This window comes from Sphingomonas gellani (assembly GCF_900110035.1).
In the GTDB taxonomy this organism is placed as follows: Bacteria; Pseudomonadota; Alphaproteobacteria; order Sphingomonadales; family Sphingomonadaceae; genus Sphingomonas; species Sphingomonas gellani.
Genome location: NZ_FOCF01000012.1, coordinates 50,422 through 63,152 on the forward strand (window position 1 = coordinate 50,422; position 12,731 = coordinate 63,152).

Annotated in this window: 12 protein-coding genes and 2 pseudogenes; 7 read left to right on the plus strand and 7 right to left on the minus strand. The window is 63.7% G+C overall.

Annotated elements, in window-relative coordinates:
* The first annotated feature begins 62 nt into the window (after positions 1-62).
* The 5 genes from BMX37_RS17270 to BMX37_RS18590 all read left to right on the plus strand — a co-directional run bounded on the left by BMX37_RS17270 (position 63) and on the right by BMX37_RS18590 (position 2,468).
* Entirely contained in the window at positions 63-881 is an 819-nt protein-coding gene (locus BMX37_RS17270; protein WP_244501664.1) for a histidine kinase dimerization/phosphoacceptor domain -containing protein, read from the plus strand.
* Positions 824-991 (plus strand): hypothetical protein, encoded by a 168-nt coding sequence (locus BMX37_RS19380; RefSeq protein WP_342027882.1) that lies wholly within the window; start codon positions 824-826, stop codon positions 989-991. Before BMX37_RS17270 ends, BMX37_RS19380 begins: the two co-directional genes overlap by 58 nt.
* A 132-nt stretch (positions 992-1,123) precedes the next feature.
* Positions 1,124-1,309 (plus strand): hypothetical protein, encoded by a 186-nt coding sequence (locus BMX37_RS17275; protein WP_093667027.1) that lies wholly within the window; start codon positions 1,124-1,126, stop codon positions 1,307-1,309.
* 302 nt (positions 1,310-1,611) lie between these two features.
* Positions 1,612-2,274, plus strand: coding sequence for an RBBP9/YdeN family alpha/beta hydrolase (locus tag BMX37_RS17280; RefSeq protein ID WP_093667028.1), 663 nt, complete (start codon positions 1,612-1,614; stop codon positions 2,272-2,274).
* Positions 2,271-2,468 (plus strand): hypothetical protein, encoded by a 198-nt coding sequence (locus tag BMX37_RS18590; RefSeq protein WP_139198147.1) that lies wholly within the window; start codon positions 2,271-2,273, stop codon positions 2,466-2,468. The genes BMX37_RS17280 and BMX37_RS18590 overlap by 4 nt, the downstream gene beginning before the upstream one ends.
* A gap of 295 nt (positions 2,469-2,763) precedes the next feature.
* Here BMX37_RS18590 and BMX37_RS17285 read toward each other — a convergent pair whose 3' ends face one another.
* The 3 genes and pseudogenes from BMX37_RS17285 to BMX37_RS17295 form a co-directional block, all read right to left on the minus strand.
* Positions 2,764-3,588 (minus strand): gamma-glutamyl-gamma-aminobutyrate hydrolase family protein, encoded by an 825-nt coding sequence (locus BMX37_RS17285; RefSeq protein WP_244501665.1) that lies wholly within the window; start codon positions 3,586-3,588, stop codon positions 2,764-2,766.
* Complete coding sequence (gene epsC, locus BMX37_RS17290; protein WP_093667029.1) at positions 3,585-4,502, minus strand: serine O-acetyltransferase EpsC; 918 nt, start codon at positions 4,500-4,502, stop codon at positions 3,585-3,587. Before epsC ends, BMX37_RS17285 begins: the two co-directional genes overlap by 4 nt.
* A 189-nt stretch (positions 4,503-4,691) precedes the next feature.
* A pseudogene (locus BMX37_RS17295) lies at positions 4,692-4,850 on the minus strand (IS5/IS1182 family transposase); the annotation flags it as partial.
* 72 nt (positions 4,851-4,922) lie between these two features.
* Between BMX37_RS17295 and BMX37_RS19235 the strand changes: the two are divergent.
* Positions 4,923-5,490 (plus strand): annotated as a pseudogene (locus BMX37_RS19235) (IS3 family transposase); the annotation flags it as partial.
* A 103-nt stretch (positions 5,491-5,593) separates the two neighbouring features.
* Positions 5,594-6,832: a hypothetical protein gene (locus tag BMX37_RS17305; RefSeq protein ID WP_093667031.1), complete on the plus strand. Its 1,239-nt coding sequence runs from the start codon at positions 5,594-5,596 to the stop codon at positions 6,830-6,832.
* A gap of 887 nt (positions 6,833-7,719) precedes the next feature.
* On the opposite strand, the gene BMX37_RS17315 is transcribed toward BMX37_RS17305, so the two are convergent.
* From BMX37_RS17315 to BMX37_RS17330, 4 genes are all read right to left on the minus strand, one after another.
* Positions 7,720-8,085 (minus strand): hypothetical protein, encoded by a 366-nt coding sequence (locus BMX37_RS17315; RefSeq protein ID WP_093667033.1) that lies wholly within the window; start codon positions 8,083-8,085, stop codon positions 7,720-7,722.
* Between the two features lie 19 nt (positions 8,086-8,104).
* On the minus strand, positions 8,105-8,395 hold the full coding sequence (locus BMX37_RS17320) for an I78 family peptidase inhibitor (RefSeq protein ID WP_093667034.1): 291 nt from the start codon (positions 8,393-8,395) through the stop codon (positions 8,105-8,107).
* 139 nt (positions 8,396-8,534) lie between these two features.
* Positions 8,535-9,344 (minus strand): hypothetical protein, encoded by an 810-nt coding sequence (locus tag BMX37_RS17325; RefSeq protein ID WP_093667035.1) that lies wholly within the window; start codon positions 9,342-9,344, stop codon positions 8,535-8,537.
* Positions 9,344-12,667: a DEAD/DEAH box helicase gene (locus BMX37_RS17330; RefSeq protein ID WP_093667036.1), complete on the minus strand. Its 3,324-nt coding sequence runs from the start codon at positions 12,665-12,667 to the stop codon at positions 9,344-9,346. Before BMX37_RS17330 ends, BMX37_RS17325 begins: the two co-directional genes overlap by 1 nt.
* Positions 12,668-12,731: the final 64 nt, after the last annotated feature.

Genomic DNA, 12,731 nt, shown 5'->3' on the forward strand with positions numbered 1-12,731 from the left:
AAGCTCGATTGCACCCTGGATGCCGCGTGACGGATCGAGCTGACGGTCGTACCGCCTCTGCTATGATGGAAGTTCCGATCCAACCTGCTACTCACAGGCGCCGCCGCTGGATCGAGCGGCTTCCCGTCGCTCGCGACCGCCCGGTTCTCGGCACGCTCGCTACCCTCGTGATCGTAGCGGTCGCTTGGGCGCTACGCGCGGCCGTCGACCCGTTGCTGCCGTCCGGCTTTCCGTACGTCACCTTCTTCCCGGCCGTGATCGTCACCTCGTTCTTGTTCGGGGTGCGTCTCGGCAGCGTGGCCTCTATCCTCTGCGGGTTGCTCGCCTGGTACTGGTTCATACCCCCGGCCCGCGGCTTCGTGCTGACCCAAGGCGCCGGCTTCGCGCTCGGCTTCTACGTGTTCGTCGCTGGTACCGACCTGGCGCTGGTGCACTGGATGCAGGCCGCCAACCGGCAGCTCGCCGGCGAGCGCGAGTTGAGCCGGTCGCTCGCCGTCACGCGCGAGCTGTTGTTCCGCGAACTTCAGCATCGCGTATCCAACAACCTCCAGGTCGCGGCTGGCTTGCTGACCGTCCAGAAGCGACGGCTCGATGACGCTGAAGCGAGGGCGGCACTGGACGAGGCGGCTAACCGGCTCAACCTCATCGGGCGGATCAGCCGCCAGCTTTACGATCCATCCGGGGCGGCCCAGCCACTCGTGCCTTTTCTCGGCGCGCTGTGCCGCGACGTACTGGACGCCAGCGGAAGAACCAACCTGACCCTGACGCTTTCCGGCAACGAACGCCTGCGCCTGCAGCCGGACGCCGCGATCTCGCCATCACCGTGCACGACGACGGCAGGGGTCTGCCGCCCGGGTTTGATCCCGAGCAGACCAGCCTAGGACTGAAGATCGCGACCAGCCTGGCGCAGGGACAGGGAGGCCATTTTCGTCTTGAGCAGCGAGACGGCACATGCGCCACGCTGATCTTGCCTGCCAATCTGGTAGCCTAGTTCCGCTGCTGATGAGACCCATAGTCGGTCACTCAGGACCGATTCCTGGGCGCCGAAAGCCGCCATCTGCTCATCTCAGCGGGAGCCGAGCAATCGGCTGGGCATCAAGCGCAGCTTAAATTGCACATAGTAATGATGAGTGAACCGAAGATCGCCAAGATAGTTGAATCGACCGAGGAGCATCGGCGCGATAACCCGCTTCTTCCGTCTCGTGAGGATCACGAGGCGGCAAACATCTTGCAGCCTGCCGATCATGAGATCACCTTGAGCCTCATCGACGAAACGACGGATCAGCGGCGCAACAATGCGGAGGGGTAGTGGGTCAGGGCGAAGACGGCCGTTCCCGTGGCCTCGTCAGCTTCCTGAACCCGACATCCGTCAAGCTTCGGACCGTGGTGGAGCCCAATGGCAAGGCACAGCCACGAGGCGTCGATGCATACGATGGCGATGTGCCGGCGCGGCCCCCTTCACCTGTTGCCCCGATAGCGCGCGAAAACGTCGCTTTACCGCAAATTGATTGTCTACCAGATCGATAGGATTACCGTCCTGTTGAGGAAGGCGGTTGATCGGCTTCAGGCACAAGCGCCGATCGACCGCGCTCCTGGCATCGGAGGCGCACGATGGACACCTTTACTTCGCACCTCGCCGGCAACCCAGTGGTATTGACCGTACCTGGTCTCGGCGGGTCAGGATCTGCGCATTGGCAGACGCTTTGGGAACAGTCGAGATCGGACACGGTGCGTGCAGACCTTGGCATGTGGGACCGCCCTAAACGTAACAGCTGGGTGACGAGGCTCGACGAAGCGATCCGCCGGGCGCAGGCGCCAGTTGTGCTCGCGGCGCACAGCCTGGGTTGCCTGGCGGTGGCGTGGTGGGCGACGCTGTCACCGCAACCATGGGGCTGGCCGGTCGCCGGGGCGTTGTTAGTGGCGCCCCCTGATGTCGACCAGCCCACCGTCCGCGAGGAGCTTCGTGGGTTCGCCCCCAGCCCGCGCGCGATCCTTCCTTTCCCTTCGATCGTCGTTGCATCGAGCGATGACCCTTGGGCAACACCGCTGGCGGCGCGCAATCTGGCATCGAGCTGGGGCAGCCACTTGATCGACGTCGGCAGCTATGGCCACCTTAACGCGGCCAGCGGCATCGGTTTGTGGCAAGAAGGGCAGGACCTGCTGGAGCGCGTACTGGCGGCCGGATACGATCGGAACGGCACCAGCTTGACGCCTAGCGCCGCACGAACGGTCCTGGCGAACGGACTGCCCGCCAGCAACGCGGGTGCGGCGTGATGACCGCCTCCCGCATACCCGTCCTGACCTTGCTGCCGGATTGCCCCGCAGCCTTGCGCTGGAGCGAGGCTGCCAATCGTCGCCTGCGAGCGATGATGTGGAAAGGTCATTCGGTTGCCGAGATCGCGTTTCTGCTCGGCCGTCCGGTGGCAATGGTGCAGGTTCAATTGCGTACGCTGGGCCTCAAGGGCTGAACTTAGCCCGGTTGTACGCCGACAATACGGTCTGAACGATGGACCTTTGCTGCCCCGCCTCGTGAGACGTCACGATCCCACGCCCATAAAAGGCGGCCCGACGATCGCTCGCCGGGCCGAAGGTTACGCCAGGGAGCTTCACCTTGCGTACTTTGAAAGCTTGGGTGAGGAGGACCCCAGCACGTGGGGTGGCCCATCGCGCCTAGACATCCCTAATGCGATCGCAAACGCCGCTGTTGCCGACGCGACAACGGCAATCCCCTCGCGCCACAGCGGTCAATCTATCCATCGTCAGCTAATGCCCCCGCAACTGTCTCGCGCTCGGCCCGCGACGAGGGGCGTGGTGCAACGCACCCGTGGTTCTACCGCCAACCGGCCGGCGGGCTACCGCGTCGTGCAACGCCTCCCGGACCAGTGCGAAAAAGGCGCGACCGCCTACCGACTGGCCTGCGTTCCATTCCGGGTGCCATTGCACCGCCAGCACGGGCGCACCGCACGGTCGGGCGGAAATCGCCTCCACCAGCCCATCGTCGCTGGCAATCGCTTCGACCGCCAAACCGCCGCCCAGCCGGTCGATACCCTGCTCGTGGACCGAATTGACCGTCAGGCGCCGCACGCCGGTCGCCGCCGACAGCCTCCCGCCAGCGCTGAGGGAAACGTCGTGGCAGTGATCGAACAATTGCGCATAATCGCCATCCCACGCGCCGGCATGGTGGCGCTCACGGTATGGATTGGCCGACAGCGTGCCGCCGAACAGTACGTTGATCTCCTGAAGCCCACGGCAGATGCCGAACACCGGCTTGGCCGCCTCAATCATGCGATCGGCGAGCGCAAGCGCCACCTCGTCGCGTTCCTCGTCGAGGTGATGGGCGTGCCCCGCCCTATCGCCGTAGCGGCGCGGGGCGACATGCGAACGCGAGCCGGTGAGCAACAACCCATCGAGGAGGTCGGCGAGCAGTGGCACGTCGGCCGCGCCACTGATCGCCGGCACGAGCAGTACGGCCGCCCCGGCCAGCGCCGATAACGGATCGACGAAACGGCTCGCCACCACCTGTACCGGGCGGGACGCCACTTCGTTGCAGCACAACACCCCGATCACCGGGCGGCGCGACGCGATCACAGCCTGTCATCCGGCGCGATGCCGGCTGCTGCCGCCAGCAATCGTGCCTCCGGCTGCGCGACGACCGCATCGGGCGCCACGTCCGTCAGCAGCCACACGTTGCCGCCGATGGTCGCCCGATCGCCGATCCGTACCCGGCCCAGGATCGTTGCCCCGGCGTAGAGGACCACGTCGTCGCCGACAATCGGATGCCGGGCATGGCGCCCAAGCACGCTGTGCTGAGCCGCACCCAGCGGCCTGGCGCCGAGCGTGACGTGCTGATACAATCGCACGCGGTTGCCGATGATCGCGGTCTCGCCGATCACCACCCCGGTGCCATGGTCGATGAAGAAGCTGTCGCCGATCGTTGCACCCGGATGAATGTCGATGCCGGTGCGTTCGTTGGCGAGTTCGGAAATGATCCGGGCGACGATGGGCACCCCCAGCCGGTCGAGCTGGTGGGCGATGCGGTAGTGCAGGCTGGCGATCGCGCCGGGATAGCAGACCAGGATCTCGTCGACGCTGCGCGCAGCCGGATCGCCGAGGAACGCTGCCTCCACGTCGCTGTCGATCAACCGGCGTACCTCACCCAGCGTGGTGGCGAACAGGCGGACCACATTTGTCGCCTGATCCGCATCGAACGACCCCGCCGCCTCGCCCTGCCAGTAGCCGAACTCCACAGCGGTTTCGCGTTCGAGGGCGGCGAGGGCGGCGATCAGCTTGGCGGCGACAAACGCGTCTTCCTCGCGATCGCTGCCGCGAAAGCGGCCCAGCCGGCGTGGATAGAGCGCGCCGGCGAGCAGTTCGACGACGCCGGCAAGCTGGCTGCGCGAAGGAAAGCTCGCGGTATCACGCCCCTCTTCCCGCCGGGCGCGCCATTCGAGGCGGACCGTACGCAGCGTTTGAACCGCGCCATCGACGGCCGACGTCGCCATGGCACGATCGCTGGTCTCGTCGCTCGTGGCGGACGATACGGGGAAAACTCCGCCGGTAACAGCTGCAGCTTCGAGCGACATCATGAGCCTCCGTCAGCTAGCTATACCCTATCGAGCCGATAGGAATTGCAAGATTTGCTTTGCACCGGTCAAGCTGGTCGTCCGCGTCGTAGGGTCAGGACTCGTTGATCACAGCCAGAAGATGACGGTAGCGGCGAGGGCGATCGCATAGAAGAAGACGGTAGGGCAGCGGTCGTAGCAGGTAGTGACGCAGCGCCAGTCCTTGAGGCGGCCGAACAAGATCTCGATGCGGTTGCAGCGGCGGTAGCGGCACTTGTCGTGCCGGACAGGCTCGTTGCGCGAAAGGCGAACTCGATGACGAAGCAGCGACGGTTTACGAAGGATTTTGAGGACTAGGCGGTGCGGCTGGTGGCGACCAGCGGACGCACGCAGCGCGAGATAGCGGAGGGGGTTGGGCTATCGACGCTGGTTCGCTGGATCAGCCGCAGCCGGGATCGTCTGGCGGAGATACCCGACGCAGCGCCGCAGGCAGACATGGCCGTTGAATTGAAGCGCCTTCGGCGGGAGAACGAGATCCTCCGGCAGGAACGCGACATACTGAAGCGGGCAACCGCTTTTTTGCCCGGGAGGAAAGTCGATGAGGTTTGCGCTTGTCGATCAGGCTAAGAAGGATTTCCCGGTACACCGCCTCTGCCAGGTGCTCGGTGTCAGCCAGAGCGGCTATTTCGCTTGGAAGGATCGGCCAGCCAGCCGGCGGCAACGCTACGACATGGTGATGCTGGCGCATGTCCGCTCGGCGTTCGCGCTGTCGAACGGCACCTACGGCAGTCCGCGCATGACGCGCGAGCTGCAGGATGACGGCTTTGCCATCGGTCGCCGGCGCACAGCCCGACTGATGCGCGAAAACGGCCTGCGTGGCCGGCAGAAGCGACGGTTCAAACGGACCACCGACAGCGAGCATGCCTATAGCTCCGGCACCTCGTCCGACCATTCGCCTCGCAGTACCGAAGGCCACCCTGCCCGCTGCGGTCGAACCGCCTGCTAACGCATCCGGGATCGACGATGCATTGATGCTATTGCAGCTGCGCACCGCGCAGAAAAAGGAGCGCGATGCCTTGGCGGAACGGCGTCGCACCCTGCTCGACCAGCACCTCTTCCAGCGCGGCGACACCCGCGAACCGACGCCGGAATACGCCGCCTTCCTGCTGGCCATCCGCGATGATCCGACGCTGCTGCGCTGGCAACTGGACAAGGGAGGCAAGCGGCGCGCGCCGGTCATCGCTGGCGGCGATCAGGCGTTCCGTGACCGCTTCTCCGTCTATATGCAGCACCCCGCGGTGCAGCGTCAGGTAACCAATCTGTTCGAACGGACCTACGATCCGGGCACCGCCTGGCCCGACGAACTGGCACACGGAATGTGGCGGTACGAGCCGGGGCGATACGGCCATCGCAGCGCGGCCGAGGCCCGCGACGGCTGGGCCGCAGGTGATACTCGGTTCCGCGAGGCACTCGCGCCCGCCGGGGCGCCCCCGCCCATCCTCGACCGTATGAAGGATCTCATCGTCCCGGACCTGCGGCAGGTGCTGCGCCTCAGTGATGCCGACCTCGTCCGCCTGCTCCATCCGGGCGTCCAGCACGACCTGATCGTCCGCTGGCGCGAGCAGCAGGAGGAGCGGGTCGAATGCCTGGCCGCCGTTGCCGATGGCACGGCCAGAGTGAACCGCCGCCTCGTCTCGATCGATGGCGGAGCGGTGCGCCCGAAGGTCATGCTCGATGCCGTGCCACCGACGCTCGCGGCCGCCTTCGCCCGCTGGCAGGACGATCCTGATTTCTATATCGATGTCGCCCTCGACAGCGCAGCCACAAGAGCCGCCGCCAGGCGAAAGGCGCGGTGTGCCGATCCACATCTGCGTGCGCTTCGAGCGTCCCGGGAGGCAGGCGATACCCCTGCCGTGCAGCGTGTGCTGGCAGCATGTGTGGCCATGCAAGATGCGACCGCTGCGGGTCGCGCCCATCGCGGATCGGGGCCGGAAATCCCGTATCCCGCGCGACCATTCACGCCGGTTCGATCGGGCAAGACCAAGCGCCCCCCCAGCCGGCTGCACAGCGACTGGATCACGCGATTGCCGCCTTGTATGCGCGAAGTGGCCATCAGCCCTTACCGGACAGGCACCATCGCCCTTGCGACCCCAGACTGCTCGCGCCTTCTGGCGCTATTTGGTCCTCGAGACCCTGCCTCAAAGCCGACGTCCTCATCGAAATCGCGTCGCCGCCGGTATCGCATCCGCAAGTTCGCGCTTCCGGAGTGACCCATAATCCGACGTTCAAGGCGACTGATCGGCTTCCCGACTTCCGCCGTTTGTTCATGTGCCTATTCAAGACGCTGACCGCGGGCCGCCGACGCGCCCGACGCGGCCTTTTGAGGCTCCAGTGGCCTACCCTGTCTGGGCTCGATACTCCGACTGCAAGCGGCAGGCAGGATCAGGCGTCAAGGGAGAAGGCACGATGACGGACAGGCTTTGGAAGGTGACAGTGAGCTGCCTCTTCCCGATGGGAAAGCCGATCGAGAAGGTTTTCGAGGTCCATCACGCCACCGAAGAGGGTGCGCGTGACGCGGCATTGGGACAGGAAGCGACCGCACATGGTGGGTCTTCGATTCCGACGATCGTAAAGATCGAGGAGATTAGATAGTTTGCCACTCAGGATCGGGAGTGATCAACGGAGCGAATAGTCCGAATGTCCCTGTCAAACAGCTATGGTGGATCAAGGGACGGCTTTGGAAATGGCAGACGAAGCGAGATTGTACCGCGAGCGTGCCACGGCCGAACGTCAGATCGCTGACGGTACGATATTGCCGAATGTTCGCGACAGGGCTCTCCATGCGGCAAGACGCTGGGAGGAGCTGGCGGATCAGGCCGAACGGTCGAAGGTGGCTGCTGCGGCACGGCAAGGTAGCGCGGCCTATTCATCTGCAATAGCGCGACCAGCTAGCTAATTTCTGCTGCGGCGCACAAAAACTGCTTGCGTGGTGAGGGCAGTCGGCACACCATCGTCGTGCCTTTCAGGCATCCTCTCCTAAAAACTTCAGGGCCGGCCCGACCGGCCCTTTTTTTGGTCTGCTATGCACCGGCAGATCAGCGAAGTACGTCCGGCCGGCATCGGTAGCAGGCTAGCTGCTCTTGCCGTACGCCTGTTGTCACAACCCGCCCTGAAAATTGAAGGTGAAGCGGTACGATCGCATCCTGGTTCGAGGTCGTGTCGTGCGCGGGAGCGGAGTTGCTTCGATCAGCGTCAGATTGCCGTCCGCGACATGGACGGGCACGCCGGGCTGAAGATCGAACTGTCTCGACCACCCGCCTCCGAACACGGTCACCTGCACGATCAAACGGTCCGCCTGGATACACAGCACGTCGGCCGGGCAGCGGCTGTCCTCGATCACGCGATCCGCTCGAACCCGAGGACCGTTGACGGCCGTCATCTGCCCCAGGCGTACCGGCCCTTCCACCGGGCGGGTAGAAGCGCAGCCGGCGAGAAACGGTATGATCGGAACGATTACTGCCATTCTCACCAATCGGCCATGCTTAGCCACAGGATGCGGCAACCACCTGACCTTCGGTGATCGTGACCGTGACGCGTTCTTCGCGGAAGTCCTTCGTGGTTGCATCACCGGGGGCAATACGCCGAACGATCGAGCTTCCGGTCGCCTGGTGGATGGCAGCATCGTCGGGAGCGGCCTTGCCGACCAGGGCTGCGGCATCGGCGGGGCGGCAGACCTTCCGTCCGGGCTCGGTGGTCCCGGTCGTTGCGCAAGCACCAAGGCCGGCAAGTCCCAACACCGGCACGAGCATGCCGGCCACGTTCTTTCTCATCATCGTTTCTCCGTCAGCGAAGTCTGCCCGGCTTTGTAACGGGGCGAAGCTGAACGGTAGACGGAGGTGGCAGGAGATGACCTTGCCGTCGGTCAGCCGGCCAGCATCAGGGCAGTCGTCCAACCGGGATGGTAGCTTGGAACTAGGTCAGCCCGGCTGTCTGAGCGATCATCAGCCGCCAATCCTCGGCCAGTCGCCCGTCTTCGCCAAAGTTCACCGACAACCAGGCCGGCGCCGCCCCTTGCTCCGCCTGATACTGAATCTCCAGCACATGGCTGGTGTGCGTGGTAGTCGATGTCTGGTGCGTGGTGGTCGATTTGCCTTTGGACAGCACCGCGACGTTGCGGGTGGGTGCCACGGCATAGCGCCGGCCGTGCTCGGTCGTGCTGGTGGATGTCTGGCTGGTTTTTGTCGTTATGTTGACCCGGACCTGGCGGACGGTCTGGCGGCCGGCCATCAGCAGATGCTGCCAGCGGGTTGTCGGACCGAAATAATAGATGAACCCCGTATCGGGGAACACGCCGACGAAATCATAGTCGCGACGAACCCATTGGTAGCGTCCCCGGTTCATGAGTGGGACGAAGCGCTTCACCTCCTCGACGCCAATGGCAATCAACTGCGCAGGCGTCGGATCGGTCGGCTTGCCGATGACCGCCGAGACCATGCCTGCCAGGCAGAGTGCTCCAAATCCGACGATCGCCGCCAGAATAAAACCTGACACGATGTAGCCGTGGAATACGCAATACAGCAGGGTCGCCAGGGCAATAAGGCCGGGCACGGCCACCATCCGCGTCTCGCGTTTGTCTATCTTTGCTTTGATCACCTTGCTTGCGGCCACGATGCGCGCATGGGCATCGAGAAAAGTGCTGGCAGCGTGGGTCAGCAGGACTGGTTGTTCGGCCGGAACCCCGGTGCTGATCGGACGCGGTATGCCGAAATTTGATCCTGTCATCAGTACCTCGACATTACCGAGTTGAGATCTGCAAACACCCCAGCCGATTGCCACAGTGCCTTGTTGCCAATGACGTAAACCGCTTCCTTTGCCCGCGTGACGGCGACGTTGAGGAGATTGGGATCCTTGCCGGCCCAGGCACGAGCGCCCGGCTGGTCCTCGTTCGGAGCGCCGAGAACAAAGATCACAGCCTCAGCTTCGCGGCCCTGCACGGTGTGGATCGTGCCGATGTGGGTGCGGGTCCAACGATCAAGCTCAGGAATGGCATGGGCGAGTAAGGGGCTGTCGCGAAACAGCCGTCGCAGGCCATTTGCGACAATCACGAACGGCGTCACGATATAGAGGTCGGGCTTGATACCGGTGCTGACGATCCGTTCGATCATCGCCAGTGCTTCCTGTCCCTCCCGCAGGCACCATTTGTCCTCGCCTGATCCGATCACATCGATCCAGCGGGATGGTCCGATAAGGTCGCGAATAGCCGACGCTCGCTCGGTTTTGGCCTGCACCATCAGGTTCTCGTAGGCGATCCGATTTGCAATATCGAACATGGGAGACGAACATCGGCGATGCACCAGCAGCGGCACGCCGACTGTTCGACTACCGATCCGAGCCGGAAACTCGGCAAACCATGCCGTCGCATCATCGGCGAGTGTCTGCACCGAGGCAGTAGGTGCGCCGAAGCGCTGAGGGTCGACATTGAACGTCTGACAGATCGCCGCAGTCAGCCGATCGGGCAGGAGAACGACGGGTTGCACCTGAACAGGATCACCGACCACAATAGCCCGGTTGGCGCGCATGATCGCACCGACGGCCTGCTGCGGCGCGGCTTGGCCGGCTTCGTCGACGAGTAGCCAGCCCAATGCTTCTGCCGGAACACGTGCGAGCATTGTGCCGACCGAGGCGAAGGTGGTCGATACCGCCGGCACAACGAGAAACAGGCTGGACCACAGGTCCGGGATCATCACGTCCTTGGTTTGGTCTGCGAAGCCTTTGCCGTCGAGCATTTGCAACATGACGTTGAGGTTGTGGCGCAGCGGTTTCGCGGCGGCGTCGATGAAGGCGCGATGCAGGTCCAACGCCGCCTGGAACAGCGCATCACGCTGACGGTGCTCTTCAGCGGTGAGCCATGGCGCGGTCGGCTGGCGCTGCTCGTTTGCCTGATCGAAAAAGGCGTCGTCGATAATCGGAGCCTGACGTGCCGCCCGATCATGCCGAAGCTGCTCCAGCAGCGGACGTAAGCTCTGCTCAATGCTCGCAGCACGGGACGCGCCGCCGAACCCAAGCCATGGGGAGGACGCGACCAATCCAGCCAACGGCTTTGAGATTACGCCGGCATCAGATGCTGCCGCGGCGTCTGCGGCCAGTGCTGAGGATAGCGGTAAATGCTCGGCTTTCCAGCGGCGGTAACTGGCTAGCCGAAAAAGCTGCTGCACCCAGCCTGGTCGGCCTATGGCATGATCGCGTGCAGCGTTGAACGATCGCTCGACGGCCGGAAGGTGACGCCAACGCTGACGGAAGGCTTCTACGGCTGCCGTGGTCTCGGTGACCTGCTTCTCCAACAGGCGGAAGCGGGTGCGGGCAGCCTGCCAGCGGCGCAGGGCTTCACGTCGTTCGACTGGCGGATCAAGTTCAGTGACGATGATCGGTGGGCGCTTGCTGCCGTCAGCTTGTTCAACCTCCGGCTTACGTCCGTCGACTGCCTTCAAATAGTTGAACAGACCGGTATCCGGGTCCCACCAGAAACTATCTTTGAAGGCGGCCCGGTTGGCACCGTTGCCGAGCACCGCGGCTATGGCGCCCCAGCTTTCGGCTCCGAGCAGCCCGTCAGCAAGCGGCTTGAAATACCGTAGGTCGGGCGCATCATCGGCTACCGCTCCCAGCGCCGGCAGCTCGGCACTGACATTTTCGACAGCCTTGTTGTTCGACGATGCAATCAGCATCTCGAACCCCTTGAGGCTCTTGTCGATGCGATAAAGCTGGAGCCAGCCGTTGCCGGCTTGCAGCTTATGGCCAGACGACGAGAATGCTTTTTCCGGATCGTCTAGCGCAGCCATGGCGCTTGCACGCTGGGTGACGAGAGCGGCGACAACGTCACGCAGCAACGTCGTCTTACCGGTGCCAGGCGGGCCGTTGACCGCCAAGATTTCACCACTGCCCTGCTCGATGGCTAGGTTGACGGCTGCCTGTTGCATCAAAACCAGCGGATGTCGGCCGGGGCCAGGCCAGCGTGCGGTCGGGAATCGTGCAGGTGCGACTGCGTGCTCGATCGCCGTCTCGTCGTTCAGCAGATCGCGGCGTGATGAGGGTGCCAGCGCTCCTATGAACCGCTGGAGTGCCGGTGGAGCCTGTTTGTCGCGGAACAGCAGAGTGGCGGCGTGCAAATCCTTGAGAAAGAAGCTGTTAAGCAGCAACGGCTCGGGTGGATTTTTTGATTTGAAAGCCACCAGGCTGCGCACGGCAAAGACTGGTGGGCGGACCATGGTCCGATCGACGCCAAGCTCGTCGACCAGCCAGTGATGGGCATCTGTGATGGCGGCCATGTCTAGAGGCTTGGGCCTGCCGTCCGGACCTTCACGAAACAGCCGATCATGCAGCGTTTCTTGTAAACCCTCGCCTATGGCCTGCCATTCGCTAAGCGTTGCCGGGTCGTCCGTCAGGGCAAGCGGCAGACCCCATGCAAAGCTGGATATCACAGCACAGTTATCCGGAATTGGTCGGCCTTCGCGATCGACGATTACGACCGCGAGGGGTGTTTCACCACGCGCACTTGGTCGCTCGGGACGATTGTCGGCGAAGCGCTGAAGCAGTTGCTCCATGGCAGGCTGCATGGCCAACGAGCCAAGCACTATCTGGAAAAAGAGTCGCGTGTTGTGAGGAGATTTGGCCGTCCCATCTGCCCACGGCAGCCCGTTTTCAAAACGGGCGACACGGCGACCATCGCCGGCTGCTAGATCAGCCGGGGTCTTGAAGGATGCCGGTGACAAGACTTCCAACACCGTCCAGGCCCGTAATATGTTTTGCGGATCGTTCGGATCGGTGCTTCTGGGAGGCGGCGACACGGGACGTCTAGGCGAGCTGGCCGCACGCGATGGTGATAGGTTTGCTGGTGTCGGCTGCTGCTTCGCTATCTGAGCTTCTGCCGACGCGTTGGAATCGCCACGCATCTTTTCCAGCCTGCCGCGCAGGCGGAGCGCGCGTTGGGTATTGCGATGCCCCAGCTCAGCCAGGATCTGATCATTGATGGGATGAGACCCGGAGATATCGGTGACCAGCTTTTCAAGTTGGTCGATAGCCAGGTCGGCATAGGGACGTGGTGTGTTCATCCACGCCGAGCTTAACCGTCGAGCAAACGAAGGCAAACAGAAGCGCTACGCCGTCAAGCCAGGC

Bases quoted from the DNA above. Each gene is read 5' to 3' on its own strand.
- BMX37_RS17275 (WP_093667027.1), top strand. From the start codon at position 1,124: ATGATGAGTGAACCGAAGATCGCCAAGATAGTTGAATCGACCGAGGAG.
- BMX37_RS17315 (WP_093667033.1), bottom strand. From the start codon at position 8,085: ATGGCAGTAATCGTTCCGATCATACCGTTTCTCGCCGGCTGCGCTTCT.
- BMX37_RS17325 (WP_093667035.1), bottom strand. From the start codon at position 9,344: ATGACAGGATCAAATTTCGGCATACCGCGTCCGATCAGCACCGGGGTT.
- BMX37_RS17330 (WP_093667036.1), bottom strand. From the start codon at position 12,667: ATGAACACACCACGTCCCTATGCCGACCTGGCTATCGACCAACTTGAA.
- BMX37_RS17305 (WP_093667031.1), top strand. From the start codon at position 5,594: ATGCTATTGCAGCTGCGCACCGCGCAGAAAAAGGAGCGCGATGCCTTG.
- epsC (WP_093667029.1), bottom strand. From the start codon at position 4,502: ATGGCGACGTCGGCCGTCGATGGCGCGGTTCAAACGCTGCGTACGGTC.
- BMX37_RS17270 (WP_244501664.1), top strand. From the start codon at position 63: ATGATGGAAGTTCCGATCCAACCTGCTACTCACAGGCGCCGCCGCTGG.
- BMX37_RS17320 (WP_093667034.1), bottom strand. From the start codon at position 8,395: ATGATGAGAAAGAACGTGGCCGGCATGCTCGTGCCGGTGTTGGGACTT.
- BMX37_RS17280 (WP_093667028.1), top strand. From the start codon at position 1,612: ATGGACACCTTTACTTCGCACCTCGCCGGCAACCCAGTGGTATTGACC.